General features: G+C 36.9%; 21 protein-coding genes. 11 read left to right on the top strand and 10 right to left on the bottom strand.

The window, feature by feature from the left end:
- Window positions 1-2: 2 nt before the first annotated feature.
- From WFH39_RS12780 to WFH39_RS12770, 3 genes are all read right to left on the bottom strand, one after another.
- Window positions 3-494 carry a hypothetical protein gene (locus WFH39_RS12780; protein WP_336690196.1) on the bottom strand — a complete coding sequence of 164 codons (492 nt, stop codon included), beginning with the start codon at window positions 492-494 and terminating at the stop codon, window positions 3-5.
- 94 nt (window positions 495-588) lie between these two features.
- The gene (locus WFH39_RS12775) at window positions 589-1,047 is read right to left on the bottom strand and encodes a hypothetical protein (protein ID WP_336690195.1); all 459 of its coding nucleotides are present in this window, start codon (window positions 1,045-1,047) and stop codon (window positions 589-591) included.
- A gap of 27 nt (window positions 1,048-1,074) precedes the next feature.
- Entirely contained in the window at window positions 1,075-1,680 is a 606-nt protein-coding gene (locus WFH39_RS12770; RefSeq protein ID WP_336690194.1) for a hypothetical protein, read from the bottom strand.
- Between the two features lie 176 nt (window positions 1,681-1,856).
- On the opposite strand from WFH39_RS12770, the gene recR reads away from it, so the two are divergent.
- The 5 genes from recR to WFH39_RS12745 are packed head-to-tail and all read left to right on the top strand — an operon-like array spanning window position 1,857 to window position 6,634.
- A complete protein-coding gene (recR, locus tag WFH39_RS12765; protein ID WP_214588747.1) occupies window positions 1,857-2,471 on the top strand; it encodes a recombination mediator RecR in 615 nt (204 codons plus the stop codon).
- A gap of 21 nt (window positions 2,472-2,492) precedes the next feature.
- Entirely contained in the window at window positions 2,493-3,647 is a 1,155-nt protein-coding gene (locus tag WFH39_RS12760; protein WP_336690193.1) for a hypothetical protein, read from the top strand.
- The gene (locus tag WFH39_RS12755; RefSeq protein WP_336690192.1) at window positions 3,648-4,457 is read left to right on the top strand and encodes a glycosyltransferase family 2 protein; all 810 of its coding nucleotides are present in this window, start codon (window positions 3,648-3,650) and stop codon (window positions 4,455-4,457) included.
- An 18-nt stretch (window positions 4,458-4,475) separates the two neighbouring features.
- On the top strand, window positions 4,476-5,606 hold the full coding sequence (locus tag WFH39_RS12750) for an NAD-dependent epimerase/dehydratase family protein (RefSeq protein ID WP_336690191.1): 1,131 nt from the start codon (window positions 4,476-4,478) through the stop codon (window positions 5,604-5,606).
- Window positions 5,603-6,634, top strand: a complete 1,032-nt coding sequence (locus WFH39_RS12745; RefSeq protein ID WP_336690190.1) for a hypothetical protein — start codon at window positions 5,603-5,605, stop codon at window positions 6,632-6,634. The genes WFH39_RS12750 and WFH39_RS12745 overlap by 4 nt, the downstream gene beginning before the upstream one ends.
- Before the next feature lie 68 nt (window positions 6,635-6,702).
- Here the strand turns inward: WFH39_RS12745 and secG are convergent, their stop codons facing one another.
- From secG to WFH39_RS12730, 3 genes are all read right to left on the bottom strand, one after another.
- On the bottom strand, window positions 6,703-7,050 hold the full coding sequence (gene secG / locus WFH39_RS12740; RefSeq protein WP_336690189.1) for a preprotein translocase subunit SecG: 348 nt from the start codon (window positions 7,048-7,050) through the stop codon (window positions 6,703-6,705).
- Between the two features lie 132 nt (window positions 7,051-7,182).
- A complete protein-coding gene (locus WFH39_RS12735; protein ID WP_336690188.1) occupies window positions 7,183-9,228 on the bottom strand; it encodes a M16 family metallopeptidase in 2,046 nt (681 codons plus the stop codon).
- A 51-nt stretch (window positions 9,229-9,279) separates the two neighbouring features.
- Window positions 9,280-10,593, bottom strand: coding sequence for a M16 family metallopeptidase (locus WFH39_RS12730; protein WP_235131579.1), 1,314 nt, complete (start codon window positions 10,591-10,593; stop codon window positions 9,280-9,282).
- A 184-nt stretch (window positions 10,594-10,777) separates the two neighbouring features.
- On the opposite strand from WFH39_RS12730, the gene WFH39_RS12725 reads away from it, so the two are divergent.
- From WFH39_RS12725 to WFH39_RS12700, 6 genes are all read left to right on the top strand, one after another.
- Window positions 10,778-12,631, top strand: coding sequence for a PAS domain-containing protein (locus tag WFH39_RS12725; protein WP_336690187.1), 1,854 nt, complete (start codon window positions 10,778-10,780; stop codon window positions 12,629-12,631).
- A gap of 3 nt (window positions 12,632-12,634) precedes the next feature.
- Window positions 12,635-12,997, top strand: coding sequence for a response regulator transcription factor (locus tag WFH39_RS12720; protein ID WP_214588756.1), 363 nt, complete (start codon window positions 12,635-12,637; stop codon window positions 12,995-12,997).
- 87 nt (window positions 12,998-13,084) lie between these two features.
- Window positions 13,085-15,418 carry an ATP-dependent helicase gene (locus tag WFH39_RS12715; protein ID WP_336690186.1) on the top strand — a complete coding sequence of 778 codons (2,334 nt, stop codon included), beginning with the start codon at window positions 13,085-13,087 and terminating at the stop codon, window positions 15,416-15,418.
- Between the two features lie 131 nt (window positions 15,419-15,549).
- Complete coding sequence (locus tag WFH39_RS12710; RefSeq protein WP_336690185.1) at window positions 15,550-18,270, top strand: TonB-dependent receptor plug domain-containing protein; 2,721 nt, start codon at window positions 15,550-15,552, stop codon at window positions 18,268-18,270.
- Window positions 18,271-18,551: 281 nt separating this feature from the next.
- A complete protein-coding gene (locus tag WFH39_RS12705) occupies window positions 18,552-19,370 on the top strand; it encodes an alpha/beta hydrolase (protein ID WP_336690184.1) in 819 nt (272 codons plus the stop codon).
- A gap of 202 nt (window positions 19,371-19,572) precedes the next feature.
- Window positions 19,573-20,340 (top strand): phospholipase D family protein, encoded by a 768-nt coding sequence (locus WFH39_RS12700; RefSeq protein WP_336690183.1) that lies wholly within the window; start codon window positions 19,573-19,575, stop codon window positions 20,338-20,340.
- Between the two features lie 105 nt (window positions 20,341-20,445).
- On the opposite strand, the gene WFH39_RS12695 is transcribed toward WFH39_RS12700, so the two are convergent.
- From WFH39_RS12695 to WFH39_RS12680, 4 genes are all read right to left on the bottom strand, one after another.
- Window positions 20,446-21,543, bottom strand: a complete 1,098-nt coding sequence (locus tag WFH39_RS12695; protein WP_336690182.1) for a serine hydrolase domain-containing protein — start codon at window positions 21,541-21,543, stop codon at window positions 20,446-20,448.
- 577 nt (window positions 21,544-22,120) lie between these two features.
- Entirely contained in the window at window positions 22,121-23,143 is a 1,023-nt protein-coding gene (locus WFH39_RS12690) for an alpha/beta hydrolase (RefSeq protein ID WP_336690181.1), read from the bottom strand.
- 21 nt (window positions 23,144-23,164) lie between these two features.
- The gene (locus WFH39_RS12685; RefSeq protein ID WP_336690180.1) at window positions 23,165-23,548 is read right to left on the bottom strand and encodes a DUF3037 domain-containing protein; all 384 of its coding nucleotides are present in this window, start codon (window positions 23,546-23,548) and stop codon (window positions 23,165-23,167) included.
- Window positions 23,535-24,308, bottom strand: coding sequence for a HipA family kinase (locus tag WFH39_RS12680; RefSeq protein WP_336690179.1), 774 nt, complete (start codon window positions 24,306-24,308; stop codon window positions 23,535-23,537). Before WFH39_RS12680 ends, WFH39_RS12685 begins: the two co-directional genes overlap by 14 nt.
- Window positions 24,309-24,389: the final 81 nt, after the last annotated feature.

Genomic DNA, 24,389 nt, shown 5'->3' with positions numbered 1-24,389 from the left:
TTTTAGCATCCGCATTCTCCGTAAACAGGTAGGGTAACAACCGTTCCGTCCGGTTTTTCAATCGTAAGTGTACCTTCAAAAAGCAAAGCTTCTTCACCTTTTATTTTTTTACCTTTTACCGAGATTTTATAGTCGTTGCTTTCTATTTCTTTGTTCAGCTCTTCATCTACTTCCATATCACTTGAAGAGATCAGACTCATTGCCAGTCTTTTTCCGTCCAGCTTCATATAGGCTGTTTTTCCGGCATCATCTGCATAAATGTACTTTTCGTTTTCAAAATCCGACTTGCTTTTTGCAAAATAGCATGAACATTCCTTAATTTCTTTCGGAAAAGGAAATGTATCAACGGCAATACCTGTTTTCTGGGCATCTGTTTTTACAGAATCCTGAACTACCATTACAGAATCTTTTTTTGCCGCAGCGGAAACAGTTTCTTTATCCTTTTTACAGGCAACCAGAAGGAAAGCCGAAAAGAAAATGATTACATATTTCATCGTGTATTATTTAATTTAAACTAAAAATTTTCGAAACTTAAAGGTAAGGAAAATTTAATGTATTGATTTTTTGATAAAATTTAGCTTTTTAAAATCATTCATATTTCATTCCGAATTCATCGATTTTTTTCAGAATGATGTTTGTCCAGTCTGTTTCATCCGGTGAAATGATGATGGTTTGAAATCCAAACTGTTTTCCTTCCATTTCCACTCCGGCAGAATCATCAATATGAATATCTATGCCAAATTCCGGAGGGAATTTAGAGACATTTTTGCCTTTCTTTTTTACTTTTCTGTCGTGCAATTGCTGATTGATGATAAAATCAACCGGAATACCGTAAGATAGAAACATCAGCTTAATTTTTAAGGTACTCCTGTAAGAAGTCGTATAAATATAAATTGTATGTTTTCTGTTTCTTAATGCTTTAAACAATGCAACTGTTCCGGATCGAATCCTTTCGCATCCTGTAATTTTAGCCCAAAAAGTCTCTTTTTCTAAAGGAAATCTATTGTTGGAAATAATGGTATCATCTAAATCAAAAGATATTTTCATAGATTGAAAACTGCGGAAATTCTGAGGCTATCCTCTCGCTCTTTCAAGCAGCGTCATCATAAGCAATGAAAGAATGACTAGGCTTTCTTCTTCGTCATCAATATCAACCAGTCTGTCCAATTGAAATCTTCTTCCGAAGAAAGACGGCATTTTTTTCAGTTTAAAATAAGCTTTTCCATCTATTCCGGCTACGGTGTAGGAAGGATTTAGGAAATATCCGGTAAACATACCGATCACAGGGATTTCGCTCACCATTCCGTCCAGAAACTTTGTCCATGCGTTGTCTTCTGTGATGGTAAATCTCTCTTTATCATTACTGTCCAGAACGTTGTAAGTCGATTTCCAGAAAGAACGCATCCCTTTTCTCGCCAGTCTTCCAAAGCTTCTTCCTGTCGCTATTTCAGTTAAAGAATAAGAGGCATTAAAATCAAGCCATCGATCGGCTTTGATTCTGAAAAGTTCTTTAGACTTGCTTTCATCATTAAAAATGATAACGTCTTCTTTCAGTTTGAACATTTTCTGGCGCACATAAGCGACGTAATTTCCGTTTTTGTCTGTAATATTGAAATCACTTGCCAGTGTAGAAATTTTGAATTTAAAATCCAGCGGATAGTTTAAATTGTTAAGAATCATTTAGTTTTATTTTCAAGTTATTATTTAGAGAACCAAATATAAGGTTTTTAATCTGAGCTTAGAAAACTGCAACGAAAAAAGGATGATTATTAAGAATAATTAAAATTTATTTTTCAGATCCAAAACAAGAAATGAGCGGATGGTAAACTGTCAACAATTATCATTATTTTTGTTTTATGGATTACCCTAGTAAAGTTTTAGCGAAAGCAGTGGATGAAATTGCCGGATTGCCCGGTATCGGAAGAAAAACAGCTTTGCGTCTGGCGTTACATTTACTGAAACAGCCCAATTCCAGAGCGACGAGCCTTGGAAATTCCCTCATTAACCTCGTAAACGAAATAAAATACTGTAAAGAATGTCACAATTTTTCGGATTTTGAAATTTGTGAAATTTGCAGCAACGAGAAGCGAAATGATGAGGTCATCTGTATTGTGGAAGATGTACGCGATGTAATTGCTATTGAAAACACAGGAAAATATACAGGGAAATATCTAATTCTGGGAGGTAAAATTTCTCCGATGGAAGGAGTAGGACCCAATCAGTTGAACATTCCGAGTATCGAAAAAAAACTGAATGACGGAAAGGTGAAGGAGTTTATTTTTGCTTTAAGCGCAACGATGGAAGGTGATACCACAGCGTATTATATTTACAAAAAGTTTAAAAATTTTAATGTGAATTTTTCCAGCATTGCGAGGGGAATTTCCGTAGGCGATGAGCTGGAATACGCAGATGAAATTTCTCTGGGAAGATCGATTATGAACAGACTGCCTTATAATGAAGGAAATTCTTAAAAATTAAAAGAAAAATACTTCATGGAAACTGCTTATTCAAATAATCCCATATCAGAAAAATTAAAGACTTACAGTCTGGTCTGTATTTATCTTGTTGTAAATTCTCTTTTTATCATTAAATACAGCGAACAGTATAATATTCCGCTTTTGGCAGGATATCTTGCTTTATTTTTCGGATTGGGTTTCTTTTATCTAAAATTTCATTTCAAAGAATTTTTTTATAAAACGGCTTTTTTCCTGGGAATATTTTTCTTCTTTCTCATCAGTATTTATTTAAATTATAAAGTGGATGGAAATACGCTGAATGTTGATCGCTGGTCGGCAATGGAAGTCGGGATAAAGGCTGTTTTCAGCGGACAGTATCCATACAATATTCCGGATCATATGGGAAGAGAATCTTCTAATCTGCCGGTTCTTATTGTGTTTGGGATGCCTTTTTACCTGCTTTTCGGAAGTGTAGGGTATCTGCAGTCTTTCTCTTTTCTTCTTTTTGCATATTTAGTTTTTAAAATTTTTAATAATTACAGGCAGAGACTTGCGGTTTTGGTGCTGCTTTTCCTTTCGCCCAGTTATCTGTGGGAAATTTATGTTAAAAGTGATTTGTTTTCCAATTTTATCATCATTGCGGGGTTTGTTTATTTAATTGGGGAAAAATTCATCAAAGAAAAAAAGATAAATTCTGCGGTTGTATCGGTTTTATCCGCTTTAGTTTTATTAACGAGACTTTCTGCTGTGATTCCGCTTACGGTTTTAATATTTAAGAAGTTTCTTGATTTTTCAATACAGCAAAAACTTCGTTTTGCTGCTGTATTTTTAGTTACAATGGCTGCAGTCTGCTATATTTTCTTTCATAATGCTCCGGATTTTGATGTTTTCCTGAAGCATAATCCTTTTGTTATTCAGGGAGGAAAACAACCTTTGATATTAAGTATTTCTTATATTGTTTCAGGCTGTATACTTTCATTCAGGGTAAAATCTTTTTATGAAACTCTGTTTTGGTCAGGAATTTTACTGTTTATCTGTGTATTTGTTCCGTTTATCATGTTTTTTGCAGAATATGGCTATGAAAATATGCTCGTTAATTCATATTTTGATATCAGTTTTTTCAATATGTCAATGCCATTTGTAATGACCGCTTTAATTTTGAGCATTTTTAAAAATAATATAAAAGTATAGATGGTTTCCGTAATTATTCCCATGTATAATGCTGCACAATCCATTGTTTCTGCTTTGGATTCTGTGAAAAATCAGACTTTTCCTCTGGAAAAATTTGAAATTATCATTGTGAATGACGGTTCCACAGACGAAAGCGCTGCTATAGCTGAAAATTACATGAAGGATAATCCGCAGCTTTCGATAACCTTGCTTCATCAGGAAAACGGCGGAGTATCAAGCGCAAGAAATACAGGACTGAAAGTAGCAAAAGGAGACTATATTGCTTTGCTGGATGCAGATGATGAGTGGGATGCTGCAAAAACCGAAAAACAGATACAATATTTTGAAAATAATCGTCCGGAAATAGATTTTCTTTCCACGGCAAGAAATAATAATAAAATCCTTTTTCCGTACCGTGTAAAAAATGGTCTTGCGGAAATTACCTTCAGAAAACTTCTGATAAGAAATGAGGCACAGCCTTCTACGGTGATGTTCAGGAGAAAAGTTCTGGAAAATACAGGTTATTTTGATGCAGAACAGCGGTATGCGGAAGATGTAAACTACTGGATGAAGGTTTCTCTGAAAAATAAAATGTACATTCTGAATGAAAGTCTGGTTCTCGTAGGTAAAGGAAAAAGAAGTTTCGGGGTTTCGGGTTTGTCTGCCAATCTCCCCGAAATGGCGAAAGGTTTTAAAAAGAATCTGAAGGAAATGTATATTTTAAAAGAAATAAACGTTATTCAATATACCACATTTAAGCTGTTTTATAAAGCAAAATATTTACTTTTGTTGCTTAGGACTTTTTATTATAATTTAAACAGAAAAAAATAACATTTTCACAAACACAGCATGAAAATACTCATCACGGGAGGAGCCGGATTTATTGGAAGTAAGTTATCTTTGGAACTTAAGAAGAAGGGGTATGAAATTACAGTTTTAGATAATCTTTCTTCTCAGATTCACGGAGAAAATCCTGATGAGGATTCGCCTTTGTACAAAAATATTTCAGGAAAGGTAAATTTCATTAAAGGAGATGTTGCTCATTTTGAAGACTGGGAAAAAGCGATTGACGGACAGGATGTTATTGTGCATTTTGCGGCAGAAACGGGAACCGGACAATCTATGTACCAGATCGAGAAATATACGGATGTGAATGTTTCAGGGACAGCAAAAATGCTGGATCTGCTGGTTAATAAACCCCATCAGGTAAAAAAAGTAATTATTGCTTCTTCCAGAGCGGTTTATGGAGAAGGAAAATATCTTCATCCCGAACTGGGACTGATTTATCCAAGACCCAGAAACGTAGAAGAGATGCGAAAAGGAAATTTCGAAATTATCTATCCCGACGGACAGATCCTCCGCGCTTTGCCAACGGACGAAGAGTCTAAAATACATCCCACTTCTATCTACGGAATTACAAAATATACCCAAGAACAGATGGTAATGACTGCCTGTTCTTCCATGGGAGTTGCTCCGGTTGCGCTGAGGTTTCAGAACGTTTACGGAGAAGGACAGTCACTTCTAAATCCTTACACGGGAATTTTATCTATTTTTTCGTCCCAGATTCTTAACGGAAATGATATTAATGTTTTTGAAGACGGAAACGAATCCAGAGATTTCATTCATGTGGATGATGCAGTGGAAGCAACAATCCGTTGTATTGAAAATGATGCGGCGAACGGAGAAGTTTTCAACGTGGGAACAGGAGTTTCAACGGCTGTAACTACGGTAGCGGAAAGTTTCAGAAAATTCTATAATGTTGATTTTGAAATTAATGTTTCCGGACAGTTTCGTCTGGGAGACATCAGACATAATTTTGCAGACATCAGCAAGATTAAATCAAAATTAAATTTTCAGCCTAAAATATCCTTTGAGGAAGGCATGTCTAAGTTTACCCATTGGGTATTGCAGCAGAATATTCAGGATGTAAAGTTTAAAGAGTCCCTTGAAGAAATGAAAGTAAAAGGACTTTTAAAATGATCTGTTTAAAAGATAAAAAAATACTCTTTCTGTCGGTTAGCTTTTTCAAATATGAAAAGGCAATAGCCAAAAGACTTTGTGAACTGGGCGCTGAAGTGGATTTTTATGATGAAAGACCTTCCAATTCCAATTTTTCCAAAGGAATAATCCGTCTTAATAAAAGATTTTACCATCTTAAAATAAACAATTACTATAACCGGATTCTTGAAGAAATTAAAGGCAAAAAATACGATTATTTTTTCCTGATAAAAGGAGAAGCCATTCCTGTTTTTTTTCTTGAAAAAATAAAGCAGGACAACCCCGAAATGGAAATGATTTATTATAATTTTGATCCATTGAAAGAATATCCTAATCTGATTGAAAATCTTAAATATTTCGACAAAAAATTTACGTTTGAATACAATGATTCGGTAAAATACAACATAAGCTTCCGACCTTTATTTTATGTGGATGATTACAAAAGCTTAAAACAGTATACTCAGAAACCGGAATACGATATTGTCTTCATAGGAAGCGCACATACAGACCGGTATATTGTAGGAGAAAAGATCAGAGAAATTGCAGACAGGCTGAATCTGAAATCTTACTTTTATTATTATGCAATGGGAAGAATTGCATTCCGACTGAAAAAGATCATTGATAAAAACCTGAAGCAGTTTGACATTACAAAAGTAAGTTTTGATAAGCTGAATCATCATCAGATCATTGATTTTTACAAAAAAACAAAATCTGTTCTGGATATTAATAAACCTTTTCAGAATGGCTTAACCATAAGAACCTTTGAAGTATTGGCTTCCGGAAGAAAATTAATTACAACCAATTCGGATATCAAAAATTATCCTTTTTACTGCCCTGAAAATATTTTGGTGATTGATCGGGAAGATATTCAGCTGAAACCTGATTTTTTTGCAACAGATTTTAAAGAAATGGATCAGGAAGTTTTGTATAAAATGTCTTTGGATTCTTTTATAGAATGTCTTTTTGGTGAAGATCAGGATAATTACTGGAATTCTTTCAGAACTAATTAAACCTAAATCAGTTTATCATAAAAAAAGCAGCCCGACCGAGCTGCTTTTTATATATAAATAGTATTTACTTATTTTGTTGGTGCAGGAGTCTTAGCCGGAGTTGTTGCAGAAGCAGGAGCTGAAGATTGCTTAGCAGGAGCTTCTTTTTTTGCAGGTGTCTGAACCGGAGCGGCTGCTGAAGGCTTCCCTGTAATTACAACACTTAAAAGAATAAGAACGATAATTGTTCCTCCTAAAGTCCATGTTGCTTTTTCCATAAAGTCGTTGGTTCTCTGTACTCCAAACTGAGCAGAAGATGCTCCTCCGAAAGTACTGGAAAGACCTCCGCCTTTAGGATTTTGAGCCATAACGATGATAACCAGTAAAATGCTGGCGATCATAATAAGAACCATCAATAGTATAAATATAGAATCCATTAATTTGATATCTTTTTGAATGGGCAAATTTAATCTTTTTTTACCGAATGACAAAGAAAGATAGTACAAATGTTAAGAAAAATAAAAAACGGCAACAATTGTTGCCGTTTTTACTGTAAGAACAGATTGTTTTTATTTAAAATCAGAATCTTTAGCCTGATTCACTTCGTAAGATTTTACGTTCATTGTCATGTCCATACCCATTTGGCTTACGGTAATGGTATAAGGCATTTTCACACCTGCCACATCTTTGTAATCTGAGAATGTTGTAGGAACAGTCATGGTTTGTCCCATCGCTTTTACTGTTTTTGTTTCTCCGGTTTTAAGACCTGTTTTTACGCTGTAATAATAAGTGTTATCACCATTTTTTACAGCATAAGAATCTTCACCGCCGATTTTTTCAATTCCTGCAAGTTTGTAGTCAGCAGATTTTGCAAAACCAAGCTCCGGGAAAAGTTCAGTATTTTTAAGCTTTTCAGCAATTTGCTCAGGCTTCATTTCCACTTTTTGCCCCATTTGCTCAGAGTATCCTGTCTTTCCGTCGAATACCTGCTTCTGAAGAGTCTGTCCCATTCCTGTAACAGTGGTAAGTTCTTTTCCTCCTTTCGCTTTCATCATTTTCAGATCGATATTCTGTCCCTGCATAGACATAGAAGCGTTTACCGTGTAAGAAGAAACTTTATCAATGTTTGCTTTTCCTCCGATTGCGTTGATGTACTTATCTGCAATAGAAGCAACGGTAACTCCCGCATCCACTTTCTGTGCAGTTGGTTTTGCTACAGGATTGGCTTCTTTATCGAAATATTTTACCGGATATCCTAATTTTTCCAGACCTTCAGAAATATCCGCTGCTTTTCCGGCAATAAAAATTCTGCTCTGGTTAGGAAGAATGGTAGATTTTACAGCATTAGAAACATCCGCAGCCGTTACCTTATCAATAGATTTCAGATAATTCGTATAAAAATCATCCGGAAGATCCTGCACTTTTTTATTGAGAGCAAATCTTGCAATGGTTGATGGCTGCTCCAGAGACATGATGAAAGAACCTTTCAGTTTTGCTTTTGCATTTTCCAGTTCTTCAGGCTTTACGGTAGAAATAGCGTTAAGTTCGTTCATGAACTCTTTTACTGCTTTATCCGTAACTTCGTTTCTTACACTTGCACTTGCCGAGAATTGCGGAGAATATTTACTTGCGCTAAGATTAGAGTAAGCACCATATGTAAAGCCGTTTTTCTCACGAAGGTTCATGAAAAGTCTTGCTTCGCCGCCACCACCAAGAATATAATTGGCAATGGTTGCTGGGAAGTAGTTCGGATCTTTCATTTTCAGCGTATTCAAGTTGTTTAAAGACACAACAGACTGTACAGCAGAAGGAACATCTACTACGTTAATTTCCGTTTTAGCAACATTAGAAGCTGGTTCTAAAGGAGTAACCGGAGTATTTGCTTTTTTCCATCCGCTGAATGCTTTTTCAACCATTGGTTTTACCTGATCAAATTTTACGTCTCCTACAATTACAAGATAAGCGTTGTCCGGAGCGTAATATTTTTTGTAGGTATTCTGTACATCTGCCAATTGAATTTTACTGATCGATTCTACCGTTTCAAATTCTCCTCTTGATGTATTTTTACCATACATTAAAGCGTTAGAAACTTTTGAAGCAATAGAAGACGCATTTTTCTCTTCAGATTTTAAACCTTCAATGGCTCTGTCTTTAGAATCCTGTATTTCTTCAGCAGAAAATTTCGGATTAATGATGGCATCTGCCATTAAGTTAAGAACCTGAGGAAAATATTTTGAAAGTGAATTTGCCGCAGCTCCGTTAGAAGAAAAATTCAGGTTCGCACCAAGATAATCCACCTTTTTGTTGAATTCATCTTTGCTCATGTTGGTGGTTCCGTTTTCGAACTGTTCCGCCATGATTTCACTTACTCCTGTTACAGCTCCCTCACTGTAAGGAGCTCTGTCCATCGTAAGATTGGCATTTACTCTCGGCAGCTTATTGTTTTCTACTACCATTACCGTAAGACCATTGCTCAGCTGAAATGTTTTTGGCTTTGCAATATTAATTGCCGGAGTAGGTCCCGGTTTTGGCATGGCATTAAGATCTATTTTTTGTGCTGAAACCATTCCTGCGAAGAAAAACGCTGCAGCTATATATGTTAATTGCTTTTTCATTTGTAAAAATTTAATTTTTAATAATCATTTTTAAACCTAAATCTCAGCGGATTACTTTTTTTCAGGTACGTAGTTAATGATTATTCTTTGGTTGGAATTAAGATACTTTTTAGCTGCATTCTGAAGATCCTGTCTTGTGATGCCTCTGTAGATATCAATCTCTTTGTTAATCAGGTTTGTATTGCCCATCAATACGTGGTTGGTTGCCAGTGAAGCTGCAATTCCCTGAATGCTGGAGTTTGAATTAACGAACTGGTTCTCAAACTTATTCTGAAGCTTCTGATAATCGTCCTCAGAAATTAAAGTCGTCTGCAGTTTTTTAATTTCAGCATCAATATCCGCCTGCAAAGTAGCCTTTGTGGTTTGTCCCATCGGGATCGCAAAGAATGCAAAAATACCGTAGTCTTCAAGACCTTGGTTGAAAGCCTGTACCTGAAGCGCTTTTTTATCCTGATCTACTAATTTTTTGTATAAAACAGAAGATTTACCGCTGCTTAAATAAGAAGAAAGCATATCTAAAATATAAGCATCTTTCTCCTTGTTACCCGGAGTTCTGTACGCGAATACATATGCAGGAAGCTGGATGTTCGGGTCCGTAGCCGTTACTTCTTTTTCCTGAGTAATGGGAGTATCTTTCGGGAAATCTTTCGGGTAAACTGTACCTTTTGGAATTCCTCCGTAGTATTCCTTAATCCATTTTTTAGTCTGTTCCGGTTTAATATCTCCTGCTACCACCAAAGTAGCATTGTTCGGAACGTAATATTTTTTATAGAATGCCTGAAACTCTTCTAATTTCGCAGCATTCAGGTCTTCCATAGAACCAATTGTCGGCCAGTTATACGGGTGATTGGTAAACAAATTTTTCTGAATCGTAGTGAAAAGATTTCCATAAGGCTGGTTGTCCATTCTCAATCTCTTTTCTTCCTTTACAACCTCTCTCTGAGTATCTACACCCACCTGATTAATCAACGCGTGACGCATTCTTTCAGCTTCCATCCAAAGTCCCAGCTGTTCGTTGTTGGATGGGAAAGTTTCGTAATAATACGTTCTGTCGTTCGTTGTATTAGCGTTGTTTTGTCCCCCGTTTGAAGAAACGATCTTAAACCAGTCACCTCTTTTGATGTTGGGTGTTCCTTCAAATAAAAGATGCTCGAAGAAGTGAGCAAAACCTGTTCTTCCTTTTACCTCGTCTTTTGCACCTACATGGTACATTACCCCTGTTGTTACAACCGGAGCCGAGTTGTCCTGATGAAGAATTACGTGAAGACCGTTTGGTAAGTCATACTCTTCGAATTTAATTTGTTGTGCATTAAGAGCCATTCCGAAGAAAGCCGCTGCAGCAACAGAAAGAAGTCGCTTTTTCATAAAGTAGAAATTGTTTTGTCAATTAGTTCCAAAAATACATTAATTGTTACATTATTATCAAAATAAAATTAGCTTTAAAAATACTTCTTTGAAATAAAATTTTATTATGTTAAAAAGTGGTATCATATTTTCAGTGAAAGTGTAGAATAAAAATTAATTTTGTAAAACAGAAACCATTATTGTAATGAAAAACTTTTTAGACCAGAATATCTCTCATGAGTCGCTTAAAATATTATTCAGTCAGGCTCCGGTAGCGATGTCTTTGCTGATGGGGGAGGATTTTATTATCAGTAATGCCAATCAGCAGATTCTTGAACTCTGGGGAAGAGATGCATCCGTTATAGGAAAAAAGCTTGAAGAGATGCTTCCTGAAATAAGATCTCAGGGACTTTTTGAAATATTAAACAGCGTTTTCACGACCGGAGAAGTTTTTAAAGGCAATAAATGGTCGGTTTTTTTAGAGAAATTCGGAAATTACGAAGAACACTTTTTTAATTTCATTTATGCTCCTGTGTATAATGAGGATCATAAAGTTATTGGAGTAAGTGTTGTAGCCATAGAGGTTACGGATCATGTTATTTCGGAGCAGAAACTTTTGGAAAGCGAATACCGTTTTGAAGATCTTATCAGGCAGTCAGATTATTCCACTGCGATCTATCGTTCAGAAGACTTATATATAGAGCTTGCCAACGACAAAATGCTGAGAACATGGGGCAAAGATGCTTCCGTCATCGGAATGAAACTTGAAGATGCACTTCCTGAACTGGAAGGTCAGCCATTTGTAGGATTATTAAAAGACATTTTCAAAACAGGAAAAACCTACTCCGCAACAGAAGATCGTGCAGATCTTGTAGTGGATGGTAAACTTCAGACTTTTTACTATAACTTTTCTTATAAACCTCTGAAAAACTCCAATGGGGAAGTCTATGCGATCCTTAATATGGCAGTGAATGTTACAGATCTTGTGAAAGCTAGAAAAGAAGTACAGGAAAGCGAGAAAAAATACAGAGACCTTGCAGACTCTATGCCTCAGTTTGTATGGACGAGCGACAAACGGGGTAAAATAACCTATATGAACGACAATTGGTACAAATACATGAAGTTCAAAAAGGAAGAAGATGCCAATGAAGCCATTAAAAATATCATACGACCCGAAGTTTACCCGAATATTATAAAAATCTGGGAAGAAAGTGTAAACACAGGAAAACCCTTCGAAGTAGAATACGAATTTTCGGATCCGGATAATCCTGAAGTTTACCGTTGGTTTCTGGGAAGAGCTGTTCCCAATCTGGATTCGGAGGGAGAAATACAGCAGTGGATCGGAACTTTTACCGATATAGATGATTTTAAACAACTGCAGAACCAAAAAGATAACTTTCTGGGCATTGCCAGTCACGAACTCAAAACTCCGCTTACCAGCCTGAAACTTTACACCCAGTTTATCGGGATGAACCTTAATAAACAGGGCGATTACAAAAATGCTGAAGTAGCAAAAAGAATGAACGATCAGATTGAGAAACTCACAGAACTCGTTAATGATCTTCTGGATGTGACCAAAATTCAGAAAGGACAAATCCAGCTTAATGAATCTGATTTTGATTTTGATCAGCTCGTGGAAGATATTGTTGTAGAACAGCAGATGACGGCAAGACACAAAATTATCTTCAAGAAAAGCAATATCGGAAAGGTAACCGCAGACAGGCACCGTATTTCTCAGGTGATGAGCAACCTGATCAGCAATGCCATCAAATATTCTCCTGATGCAGATGAAGTGATTGTTTCTACTCAGGTGAAAGATAATATGATAAAATTCAGTGTAAAAGATTTCGGGATCGGGATTCCGGAAGATAAACAGCATAAGGTTTTCGAGCAGTATTACCGGGTAAGCGGAACAAAAGAACATACCTTTCCGGGGCTGGGATTAGGACTTTACATCTCCTCAGAAATTATCAAAAGAACGGGAGGAAAAATTTATGTTCACTCCGTAGAAGGAAAGGGGTCTGATTTTTGCTTCGAAATACCTAAAATTAAAATATAAAACATGTCTACACAAATTTTAGTCTTGGATGATAGTCCTGCAATTGTTGATTCTATTGAAATGATGATGGAGCTAGAAGGACTTACCGTTTCCAAGTTCTATAAAGGATCGGATATGCTGGATGCACTGAATACACAGCCAAAACCGGATGTTATCCTCATGGATATGTGGCTTTCCGGAGAAGACGGAAGAGATATCTGCAGAACCATAAGAGCCGATGAAAATTTAAAAGATATTCCGGTGCTTATCATGTCCGCAAGCCGAGGACTGGAGCAGTCTGCTCTTGATGCAGGAGCCAACGATTTTATCGCAAAACCTTTCGATATGGGAGATATGATTTCCCGCGTGAGAACGTACATCAAATAAAAACAGATTTTCTTGAAACATCAAAATCCAAAATTTGAATTCTCCATATAATACACTAATTTTGTGTTCCCAAAAATTTTTTGAAGCATGGAGGATTATCTGAAAGGACTTAATGAATCACAATACGAAGCTGTTACCACATTACAGGGACCATTAATGGTTCTTGCAGGGGCGGGTTCCGGAAAAACGCGTGTACTCACCATGCGGATTGCCCATCTCATTACCAACGGAATTGATCCTTTCAATATTCTCGCACTTACCTTTACCAATAAGGCGGCAAAAGAAATGAAAGAACGTATTGCAAAAGTTGTGGGACAGAGCAATGCAAGAAGTCTCTGGATGGGAACTTTCCACTCTGTTTTTGCAAGAATTCTGAGAAATGAGGCACATTATCTCGGCTATCCTTCCAATTTTACCATTTACGATCAGCAGGACGCATTAAATGTCATCAAAAAAGTGTTGAAGGACATGAATATTGATGCCGATCTGTATAAACCCAAAAAAGTTCAGGCAAGAATTTCGACCTATAAAAACAACCTCATCACCGTAAAAGCTTATTTCAACAATCCTGAGTTGATGGAAGCAGATGAAAAAGCCAATATGAAATTTATCGGTCAGATCTACCAGCGGTATGTAGAGCAATGCTTCAAAAACGGATCGATGGATTTTGACGATTTGCTGTTAAAAACCAACGAATTGTTAACCCGTTTCCCTGAAGTATTAGCAAAATATCAGGACAGATTCAGATACATTCTTGTGGATGAGTATCAGGATACGAACCATTCTCAGTATCTTATCGTTAAAGCTTTAGCCTCAAAATTTGAAAATATTTGTGTCGTGGGAGACGATGCACAGTCAATCTATTCCTTCCGTGGCGCGAATATCTACAATATTTTGAACTTTAAAAAAGATTATCCGGATGCAATGACGGTTGCTTTGGAGCAGAATTACCGTTCTACGCAGAATATTGTGAATGCTGCGAATGTAGTGATCGCGAAAAACCTTCAGCAATTCAAGAAAAATGTTTTCAGCGAAAATGAAGAAGGAGAGAAAATCAAAGTTTACCGTTCACTTTCCGATGCCGATGAAGCGAATTTCGTAGCCGGAAACATCTGGGAAACCAGAAACCGTGAGCAGAGAAAATACAGCGATTTTGCCATTTTATACAGAACCAACTCTCAGACGCGTGCTTTTGAAGATGCGCTGAGAAGAAAAAATATTCCTTACAAAGTCTACGGAGGTCTCTCTTTCTACCAGAGAAAAGAAGTAAAAGATCTCATCGCTTATCTGAGACTTTTAGTCAATGAAAACGATTCTGAAGCATTGATGAGAATCATTAATTATCCGGTAAGAGGAATTGGAGAAACCACTCAGAATAAACTGACTGTTTTTGCAGATGCACAAAATGTTTCCATATCACAGGTTCTCGATAATTTGCCAATGTATGCGCCACATTTAGGCTTAAACAACGGTGTTTTAAACAAACTGAACGACTTCTGGTCGATGATCAAAGCATTCCAGGTGCTGCTGAAAACTGAAACTGCGTACAGTGTTGCAATGGAAGTGGCAAAGCGAAGCGGACTGATTAAATTTTTAAAAGACGATCAGACTCCCGAAGGAATTTCCCGTGTAGAAAACGTTCAGGAATTAATGAACTCGATGCAGGGATTCATTGAAGAGCAGATGCAGTTGGAAGACGGAGATCCGAGTTTACCGAATTTCCTTGAAAACATTGCCCTTTCTGCCGATACGCAGGATAAAAACAATGAAGAGGATATGGTTTCGCTAATGACGATTCACCTTTCAAAAGGTCTTGAATTTCCGGTTGTACATTTGGTGGGGCTTGAAGAAAACCTTTTCCCGAGCTTTATGAGTTCTTCCACAAGAGAAGATCTGGAAGAAGAAAGACGTCTCTTCTATGTTGCTTTAACAAGAGCCGAAAAGCAGGTGTTTTTCTCTTATGCCGTTTCACGTTTCCAGTGGGGAAAAATTACCGATGCGGAACCTTCAAGATTTTTAAGTGAAATAGATGAAGAATATATCGAATTTGTAAATCCTGCAATTGAAAAACGTTTTATCAACAATTCCGGCATCAAATCCAATATTTTTGATGAACATCCTTCCGAAATGAGAAGTTTCAAAAGGGTAGAAAAGAAAACCATCGAAAGAAGCGACAGCTCAAAACCGATTGCAGAACCACGCAAATTAAAACCTGTAAGTACGGCAAAAATCATCAATCCGAGCGGAGCTTCATCTCAGGATATTGAAGTGGGTGATAAGGTAAGACACGACCGTTTCGGAATCGGAGAAGTAACTTTCCTCGACGGAACCGATCCTCAGAATATCAAAGCCAAAGTAGTCTTCCAGCATGAAGGCGAGAAAAATCTCATCCTGAAATACGCGAAACTGACTAAGATCTAAATCCGTTTAAATTTTAAAAATAGAAGATGGCAAAAGTCATTTTCTGTATTCTTTTAGTCTATTAATTTTGTAGACTAATAAATATGATTTACATTTGCACTTTTAAAACATGAATTTAAAGTGAGGAATATATGAAGAATAAAAAAACTATTTTTTCGGCATCGGTATTATTTTTCCTGGGAACATTTGCATACGCACAGGAAAAAGATACAGTAAAAACAAACAACTTAGAGGAAGTTGTTATTTTAGGATCAAGAGGCGGAGCAAGGTCTAAAGCAGACAGTCCGGTTCCGGTGGACGTTTTTAATATCAAAGAATCTTCGGTTATTTTACCGCAAACCAACGTTGCACAAATCCTTAATTTCATTGCACCGTCGTTTACATCAACCATACAAACCAATGCAGACGGAACCGATCATTTGGATCCTGCGCAGCTCAGAGGGTTGGGTCCCGATCAGGTTTTGGTTCTGGTAAACGGAAAAAGAAGACACACTTCCGCGTTAGTCAATGTAAACGGATCTCCCGGAAGAGGAACAGTAGGAACCGATCTTAATGCCATTCCGTCTTTTGCCATCAGTAAAATTGAAGTTTTAAGAGACGGAGCTTCTGCGCAGTACGGTTCGGACGCTATTGCCGGAGTGATCAATTTAGGATTGAAAAGAGATACCGGAAAACTGACGGGACAACTAAGCTACGGCGGAAATCTTACCCCGACAGCCAACGATCACACAGGAGATTTTGACGGACAGAATATTCAGGTAGACCTTAACTACGGAAATAAAATAGGGAAGAAAGGCGGATTTTACAACATTACGTGGACATCCCAGTTCAGAAATCCTACCTACAGAGCGGGAACAGAAAGCGGAAACATTTTCAATGCTTACAACGCGATTGAACAACGTGCTTTAAATAACGGCGTGAATCTTTCATCCCTTTTCACAAATATTAGCAATACTCCGAATTCCCAGCAGATCATCAATTATATTCATCAGTATGCACAGCAAGTCGATTATTTTTCTCCGGTGTTGCAGAACCAGATCCAGTCGGCGAATACAATTTCCGCATTACAGGGAATTTTAAATACGAATGTGACGGATCAGGAACTTGCTTACAGAGGTTTGTCAAGAAAAGATTTCAATATGCAGGTGGGACAGTCTAAACTGAATAACCATCAGCTTTTTGCCAATGTAGAAGTTCCGTTGAACGACAACTGGAAAGTTTATACTTTTGGCGGATACAGCTTCAGACACGGAACTTCGGGAGGGTTTTTCCGAAGACCTAACCAAAGCAGAACATTTACAGGATTGTATTCCAACGGTTATCTGCCGCAGATCGGAACAGACATTCAGGATCTTTCGCTTTCCGCAGGAATTAAAGGAGACTGGAAAGGCTGGAATATCGATTTCAGCAATACTTTCGGACAGAATTCTTTCAGCTATGATATTAAAAATACCGGAAATACTTCTTTAAGATTCAATTCTCCGAATGAATTTGATGCAGGAGGTTTAAGATTTTCCCAAAATACAATCAATTTAGATTTCTCAAAAAAATATGATGTCTGGAGCGGAATCAACGTTGCTTTCGGGGCAGAACACCGTTACGAAAATTTCAAAATAACAGCAGGAGAAGAAGCTTCTTACGCTACGTATGATGTTTTCGGAAATCTCTGGACCGGAAATACAGTTCGTCCGACCGACTTTTTCGGCGCTTCACTTCCGGGAGGTTCTCAGGTTTTCAGTGGATTTAAACCCGAAAACGCAGTAAATAAAAACCGACAGGCAATTGCAGGATATGCAGATGTTGAATTCAATTTTACCAACTGGTTATTGGCAGATGCAGCCGTGAGATATGAAAATTATTCAGATTTCGGTTCTACATTCAATTATAAACTGGCTTCAAGAATCAAAGTAAATAAAGACCTTAATTTCAGATTTGCGGGTTCTACAGGATTCAGAGCGCCTTCTATTCATCAGATTTATTATAATGTAACATCAACTTTGTTTACAAACGGACTGCTTCAGGAAGTGGGAACATTCAGCAACGATTCCGAAATTGCCAATTCATTGGGAATTCCAAGTCTGAAACAGGAAACTTCAAAATCTGCAAGTGTAGGATTTACCTATAAAATTCCTTCGGCAAAACTTACGCTTACCGCAGACGGATATTTCATCAGAATTGATAACAGGATTCTGCTTACCGGTCAGTTCGCAAGATCTGCCGTTTCTCCGTCAGCGCAGCTGATCTACGATGCCGCAAGAGTAAATGCCGTACAGCTTTTTACCAACGCCATAGATACGGAAACCAGAGGATTGGATATTGTTCTTACACATAATGCAAAATTTTCAAACATCAAACTGGATAATAATTTTGCGATCAATCTTAACCGGACCAGAAAAGTCGGAGCCATCCATTCATCCGGATTATTACAGTCTTCAAATCTGGAAAATGTTTATTTTTCCGAAGCATCGAGAGTGTATCTGGAAGAAGCAGTTCCCAGAGTAAAAGCCAGCTTATCCAATCAGCTTACTTGGGGAAATGCTATTTTCTATCTTAGAAATACCTACTTCGGAAAGGTAACGAGTCCCGATATTATCGATGCAAACGGAGACGGTGTCATTTCTCCGAATGAACATCAGGAAATAACAGATAAGATCATTACCGATGTTTCTCTGGCTTATCAGTTTACCAAAAATATAGGACTTACTGTTGGTGTCAATAACCTGTTTGATATCTATCCGACGAAGAACCTTCCTGCTTCTTCCAATAACGATCAGTTCGTTTACCCGCGATCAACTTCACAGTTTGGGCAGAACGGAAGATTTGTATTCTCAAGACTTAACTTTAATTTTTAAGTAATTTTTATGATTGTCCGTAATTTGTCATCATTGAAAAACCTTTGAGATCTTTGCTGAGTGAATAGTTTATGCTGAGCTTGTCGAAGCATCTTTGTGAACTTAAAAACAGTTGGTATATAAAAGAATCTTTGCGATTCTTTGCGTTAAAAAGCAGTATGATTAATAAAGGACAATCGAAATTTTTTTAATTCTCATCTGAAATGAATCCGGTTTTTCCGGGTTCATTTTTTTATTTGGCTGAAAGACAATTTGTATCTTTAAACCATAAAAGTTATACAATGAAAAGGATTCTGCTATTTTTATTTCTTACCCTGTTTTCCACCCCGCTTTTTTCTCAGGAATACCGCACCGAAAATAATATCCATTATTATGATGAAAAAACCAGTAAATCTGATGCTTACATCAATGAAAGATGTGTACTGGATATTTATATTCCGAAAAATGTGAAAAATTTTCCGACGGTGATCTGGTTTCACGGCGGAGGTTTAACCGGAGGTGAAAAGGAAATTCCGGAAGGACTGAAAAATAAAGGAATCGCAGTGATTGGAGTCAATTACAGGCTCTCTCCGAAAGTTAATGCCCCGAAATACATTGAAGATGCAGCCGCAGCAACAGCATGGGTTTTTAAGAATATTAAAAATTATGGAGGAAGTGAAGATCTTGTCTTTATTTCAGGACATTCCGCGGGAGGTTATCTTGCCATTATGGTAGGTTTAAACAAAATGTACCTGAACAAATATGGAATTGATGCCAATAAACTTGCCGGAATTATCCCTTTCAGCGGACAGATGATTTCTCATTTTACCACAAGAAAAGAAAAAGGAATTGATGAACTGGATGCCAGAATTGACGAATATGCACCGCTGCATTTCATCAGAGCAGATGCACCGCCTTTGCTATTAATTACCGGAGACCGCGAGAAAGAACTGCTCGGAAGATATGAAGAAAACGCTTATATGGCGCGAATGATGAAACTGAAAGGTCATAAAGAAACCACTTTATATGAACTTCAGGGTTTTGATCACGGCGGAATGGCGCAACCCGCTTTTCCTTTGCTCACCAACGAAATGAAAAGAGTGGAAAAGAATAGGAAATAGGATGGAGGTAGGAAGATGGAAGATAGAAGTAGGGAAGCGGGAAGATTTGATGTTAATAAATGTGCATACAGATTTTAAACTTCCATCCTCCAGCTTCTAACCTTCAGCTTTCATCTTCTAACTCCCAACTTCTCTCCTAATTATTTTGCAAAGTTTTTTATTTTTTCTTTCTTTGGAGCGAAAATAAAATTGATTTCGAACGATGGGTATGTTTTACAACAATGCGGTTTGTGATATTTATATAGGAAAAAGTGCAGGAGCTAAAATGATGCAGGACATCAGAAATGCTCAGAGAAATGTGAAAATTGTTTCTCCCTATCTTTCTCCTTTTTTAATTAAAGAGCTGATTCATCTCCATTCCAGAGGAATTAAAATAAGATTGGTTACCAGCGATGAAATCGAAGATTTTTACGGCTACGACAAGAATATCCATAAACTGATTATTCAGAATAAACACGTTGACGAAAAGGCAAAACAGACCAGAGACAATCTGGTAAGCCTTTCCGGAACGCTTCTTTTCGCCATGATCGGTTTGGGCGTGGTTTTGCTTCCGTTGATGTATCTTTTAAACAATTTTAAACTTGCATACGGATTTATTATTGTCATTTTAATGTTTTTAATAAGAGATTCCATCGTCAAAAAAATAAAAAGGACTAAAGTTTACCATTACAGCTACAAACAGCTTTTTCCCTTCAAGGTTTTTGTTTCTCCGAATAGCGGAAATTCTACCAATAAAACCTTCATTCACAGTAAAATTTACATCATTGATGACGAAATTGCCTATTTAGGTTCTCTGAATTTCACAGGAAGCGGCGTAAAAGACAACCACGAAACCAGAATCAGAACAACCGATCCGGAAGCTGTTGCTAAAATCATTGAAGAAGTAAAAGAAGTTTTCTATCATTCCAATCTTCCGGAAAGAGATATTCAGTTTTGGGGAAGTCAGTTGTACGAAGAACCCATTAATTAAGATGAATGGTGAATTTGCTTTGCAGTCAATGGTGAATTTTTTCATTATGATTATCTCAATCATGTTAAATTCACTGCGAAGCAAATTGATTATTGACCATTCACTTTAATTAATCACTGCATTTATTTTCTGCCATAAAACATCATCGAAATCTGAAAGAGCAAGATTCACATTATCTGCAGCATCACCCATTCTGATGATAACAAGTTTTTTGCTTGGAACCACATAAATTTTCTGGTCATTTTTTCCTAAAGCACAAAACATATCATCCGGTGCACTAGGAATCAATTTTCCGTTGAACTGAAACTGAGTCTGCGGCATATGATAACTTGTCTTTCCGTTCAGCCACCACAAATAACCGTAGGCTAAATTGATACTTTGGGAAGTGTTTGTCGCGCTTTGAAAATAATTGGAATTAATGACCTGTGTTCCGTTCCAGTTTCCGTTGTTTAAAGCCATCAGTCCGAAACGCGCCATACTTCTCGTTGTACTCCAGTACACACTGTTGTCGCCGCTTTGAATCCAGTTTCCTGTCATCCCGATTTTATCCCTCAGTTTGGTATTGAAATATTGTGACCAAGTCTGTCCTGTTGCTGCGGCTACAACATCCTGAAGTTTTACATAGACATTGTGATACGCCCATCGTGTTCCTGCATCGGCTTTGTACTGTAGATTTGCCGGACTTACATCATCTCCGAGGCTGTCGTCCAATCCGGAAGTCATTGTCAGTAAATTCCGGCAGGTAATTAAATTTTCTTTTGCCAATGGAGCGCTTGTCCAGCCGGTTCCGATGTATGTGGAAACTTTATTGTTGATATTGATAAATCCTTCCTGTTCTGCAATTCCCGTTACCGTTGAGGTTAACGTTTTTCCTGCGCTTGCCCAATACCAAGGGGTAGTAGAAGTATGTCCCGAAAAATAATTTTCCATAACGATTCTTCCATTTTGCAGGATCATAAAACTTTTAGAATGTTTGGTTTCCAGATACGTCAGAAGATCCTGAACTTTGTCCTGATGCCAGTTTAATGCGGAAAGAGATTTGGTTTCCCATACATCACTGTTGGAAGGAGGAAAATACATGGCTTCCGTTGTAGAAACCGTACTGTTCGGATCTGAAGAGGGTTGCGTAATATCATCAGAAGAGCTGCAGGATAATGCTAAAAAACAAAAAGCAGAAACAGAAAATAGATTTTTTATTTTCATACGAAATTAGTTTAAATTCTGATTTTTAGATAAGCATAGTAACGAATAGTTAAAAACATTTGATAAAAAATGTTAAAATTATCTTCAACTAAATTTTAAACTAAAACTTGAATAGACTAATTTCAGAATTAACCGCAAAAGATGCAAAATATAATAATACAGTGAATTTCAAGAATAAGCAAAGCATTCAAAAGAATAAAAATCAAAGATTTTTAAAAACTATTGTGATCTTTTTCTTTTAAAATCAGCACTTTGAATAAGGATTATTTTATCTTTTGTGCCTTTTGTGGTTATATAAAAGGTTAAATATTCTTTGTAAAAAAGAAATTATCTTCAATTAAAATTTAAACTAAAACTTGAATAGACTAATTTCAGAATTAACCGCAAAAGATAATGATAAAGCGAATTTACAGAATAAGCAAAGCATTCAAAAGAATAAAAATCAAAGATTTTTAAAAACTATTGCAATCTTTTTCTTTTAAAATCAGCACTTTGAATAAAGGTTATCTTATCTTTTGTGCCTTTTGTGGTTATATAAAAAGGTTAAATATTCAATTAAAATTTAAACTATAACTTTTTACTTTTTGTGCGCATCAATAAAACGGATCATGTCATCCGTAAGCTGATCCATATATTTTTTATCAGTTGTTCCGAAACCGTGTGTTCCATCTTCAACCACGACAAGTTCAGCTTCTATGTTTTGTTTTTTCAGTTTTTTTACCAGTTTTTTAGAATGACTTAATGGTGCCACCTTATCTTTATTTCCATGAAGAATAAAGGTTGGAATTCCGTTTTCAGTCTCATTAATCGGGGAAACCGTTTCCAGATAATCTATGGCTTTTCTTTTTTCTTCATTAATATCGTAGCCGGAAATTCCGTAAACCAGTTTTTGTCTGATCTCAACAATCGGTTTAAAGAAGAGACCTACAATAGACACCGGAAGTTTTCCCAGTCTTGTATGCAGAAGTTTATTAATATCAGTCGGTCCGAAATTATCAACCACATAATTTACCTTTGCCGTATAAGAAGATAATTCAGGGCTTCCCAAATATTCATTATCATTTGTATAAGCAGCCATCAGAGCAAGATGCGCTCCCGAAGAAGCACCGAAAAATCCGATGTTATCGGGATCAAAATGATATTGATCTGCATTTTTTCTTACCCATCGCACCACATCTTTGGTATCCTGAATCGGCAGCGGAAAATGTACGGTTTCACTTACAAGGGTATAATCGATGCTTACAACAGCATAATTTTTTTCAACAAGTTTTAAAATGAAATTTTCGATGTAATTGTTGGATCTTATTACTTTATCACCTTTCGCCCATGCTCCGCCGTGAACATAGATCACCACAGGAAGTTTTGTGGAACCCGCATTTTTCGGTTTGTACAGATCCAATTTGATGGGATTTCCGGAAGCATCATTTTTATACGTAATATTCTCTGAAAAATCCGTTTTTTCAGGAAGAAGAACACTTGGCGGTGATGGAGTTCCTTCGATCGGACCCTGAGAATAACTCAACGTAAAAAAGCTGAGCAGAAAAATAAAAAAAAGGCTTTTAGAAAACCTGTATGTAGTATTGTTATTCGTAAATTTCATAGAATATTTTTTTGAAGCGTATTATTTTACTAACTCCTCAAAAAGCCTACCAAAAGTATCTTCCAGATTTCTGGATTTTCCGGGATGAGGTCTCGAAGTCTGGATCACAGAACTTCTTACGGCAGTCAGCCAACGGAATCTTTCCGGAATTTCAAGCTGTGCAATCGGTCCGCCATCTTTTGTGCCGTCAGCGATTTTTTTGAAACTTTCCAGATTATGGATCACGTCTTCATAGTCTATTTTGCTTCGCATCAGCTTAAATTTATCAGGACAGAGATAAAATTCCACCTTAATGAATTTTTCTTTTTTTGAAAACATTACCAGTCCGATATTGAAAAACTCTTCTCTTTCAACCTTCGGAACCAATCGTATTACCGCGTATTCGTAGATTTTATCCTCTTGCATTTTTAGCTTCGTTTAAAAAGATTTCAGAATGTTCTAATCGGGTCTTCAGGAAGTTGAAATAGATTTCGCGGATTTCTTCCGGCGTTTCTTCCGCATCGTTCCAATGCAGCCAGTCTTCGGGAATGATATTTACAATTTCTCTGAATACCTTTTCGTTCAGTACTTCTTTGGCAAATTGATCGGCTTCATCCAGCTTCGATGCCTGTGGAAGCAAAACATGGTCTTTTACATATTTAAAAGGTGTTTTTGCTGCAGCATCAAAATTCTGCCATGAATGATGAAAATAAAAAGAAGCTCCGTTATCAATAATCCAGAGTTCTTTGTGCCACATCAGCAGATTTGTGTTTCTGAAAGTACGGTCGATATTCGTGATAAATGCATCCAGCCAGACGATTTTAGATGCCAGAAGCGGATCGATCTTCACACTCGGATCATAAGTAATGGAACCTGAAAGATAATGAAGTCCCAGATTAAGACCTTCGGAATTTTTCAAAAGATCCTGAATTTCTTCATCGGCTTCGGTTCTTCCGAAATCCACATCAAGATTCACAAAAACAAGCTCGGGAATTTTCAATCCTAAAATTTCTGTAATCTTTCCGCCGATCAGTTCAGAGATCAGCATTTTTACTCCGTGACCTGCTCCACGGAATTTCAGAACATATTTAAAATCATCATCTGCTTCTGCCAGAGCAGGAAGAGAACCTCCTTCCCGAAGCGGCAGAATATAACGCATGACGGTTACCTTTCTTAAATCCAACATAACGCAAAAATAAGATATTCCTTTGTCTTTATTTCTATTTATACTATTTTTAAGTAAAAATTGATTGTTTTGAAATTATGA

The sequence above is a fragment of the Chryseobacterium sp. MMO-72 genome (genome assembly GCF_037146035.1).
GTDB lineage: Bacteria > Bacteroidota > Bacteroidia > Flavobacteriales > Weeksellaceae > Chryseobacterium > Chryseobacterium indicum.
Note: the sequence above shows the minus strand (reverse complement) of the source record. Positions and strands in the feature narration are given on the sequence as shown.

Coding starts and splice junctions, on each gene's coding strand:
- WFH39_RS12705 (WP_336690184.1), top strand. CDS start 18,552: ATGAAAAGGATTCTGCTATTTTTATTTCTTACCCTGTTTTCCACCCCG.
- WFH39_RS12770 (WP_336690194.1), bottom strand. CDS start 1,680: ATGATTCTTAACAATTTAAACTATCCGCTGGATTTTAAATTCAAAATT.
- WFH39_RS12735 (WP_336690188.1), bottom strand. CDS start 9,228: ATGAAAAAGCAATTAACATATATAGCTGCAGCGTTTTTCTTCGCAGGA.
- WFH39_RS12775 (WP_336690195.1), bottom strand. CDS start 1,047: ATGAAAATATCTTTTGATTTAGATGATACCATTATTTCCAACAATAGA.
- WFH39_RS12725 (WP_336690187.1), top strand. CDS start 10,778: ATGAAAAACTTTTTAGACCAGAATATCTCTCATGAGTCGCTTAAAATA.
- WFH39_RS12745 (WP_336690190.1), top strand. CDS start 5,603: ATGATCTGTTTAAAAGATAAAAAAATACTCTTTCTGTCGGTTAGCTTT.
- WFH39_RS12750 (WP_336690191.1), top strand. CDS start 4,476: ATGAAAATACTCATCACGGGAGGAGCCGGATTTATTGGAAGTAAGTTA.
- WFH39_RS12685 (WP_336690180.1), bottom strand. CDS start 23,548: ATGCAAGAGGATAAAATCTACGAATACGCGGTAATACGATTGGTTCCG.
- WFH39_RS12715 (WP_336690186.1), top strand. CDS start 13,085: ATGGAGGATTATCTGAAAGGACTTAATGAATCACAATACGAAGCTGTT.
- WFH39_RS12755 (WP_336690192.1), top strand. CDS start 3,648: ATGGTTTCCGTAATTATTCCCATGTATAATGCTGCACAATCCATTGTT.
- WFH39_RS12695 (WP_336690182.1), bottom strand. CDS start 21,543: ATGAAAATAAAAAATCTATTTTCTGTTTCTGCTTTTTGTTTTTTAGCA.
- recR (WP_214588747.1), top strand. CDS start 1,857: ATGGATTACCCTAGTAAAGTTTTAGCGAAAGCAGTGGATGAAATTGCC.
- secG (WP_336690189.1), bottom strand. CDS start 7,050: ATGGATTCTATATTTATACTATTGATGGTTCTTATTATGATCGCCAGC.
- WFH39_RS12760 (WP_336690193.1), top strand. CDS start 2,493: ATGGAAACTGCTTATTCAAATAATCCCATATCAGAAAAATTAAAGACT.
- WFH39_RS12700 (WP_336690183.1), top strand. CDS start 19,573: ATGGGTATGTTTTACAACAATGCGGTTTGTGATATTTATATAGGAAAA.
- WFH39_RS12730 (WP_235131579.1), bottom strand. CDS start 10,593: ATGAAAAAGCGACTTCTTTCTGTTGCTGCAGCGGCTTTCTTCGGAATG.
- WFH39_RS12710 (WP_336690185.1), top strand. CDS start 15,550: ATGAAGAATAAAAAAACTATTTTTTCGGCATCGGTATTATTTTTCCTG.
- WFH39_RS12720 (WP_214588756.1), top strand. CDS start 12,635: ATGTCTACACAAATTTTAGTCTTGGATGATAGTCCTGCAATTGTTGAT.
- WFH39_RS12690 (WP_336690181.1), bottom strand. CDS start 23,143: ATGAAATTTACGAATAACAATACTACATACAGGTTTTCTAAAAGCCTT.
- WFH39_RS12680 (WP_336690179.1), bottom strand. CDS start 24,308: ATGTTGGATTTAAGAAAGGTAACCGTCATGCGTTATATTCTGCCGCTT.
- WFH39_RS12780 (WP_336690196.1), bottom strand. CDS start 494: ATGAAATATGTAATCATTTTCTTTTCGGCTTTCCTTCTGGTTGCCTGT.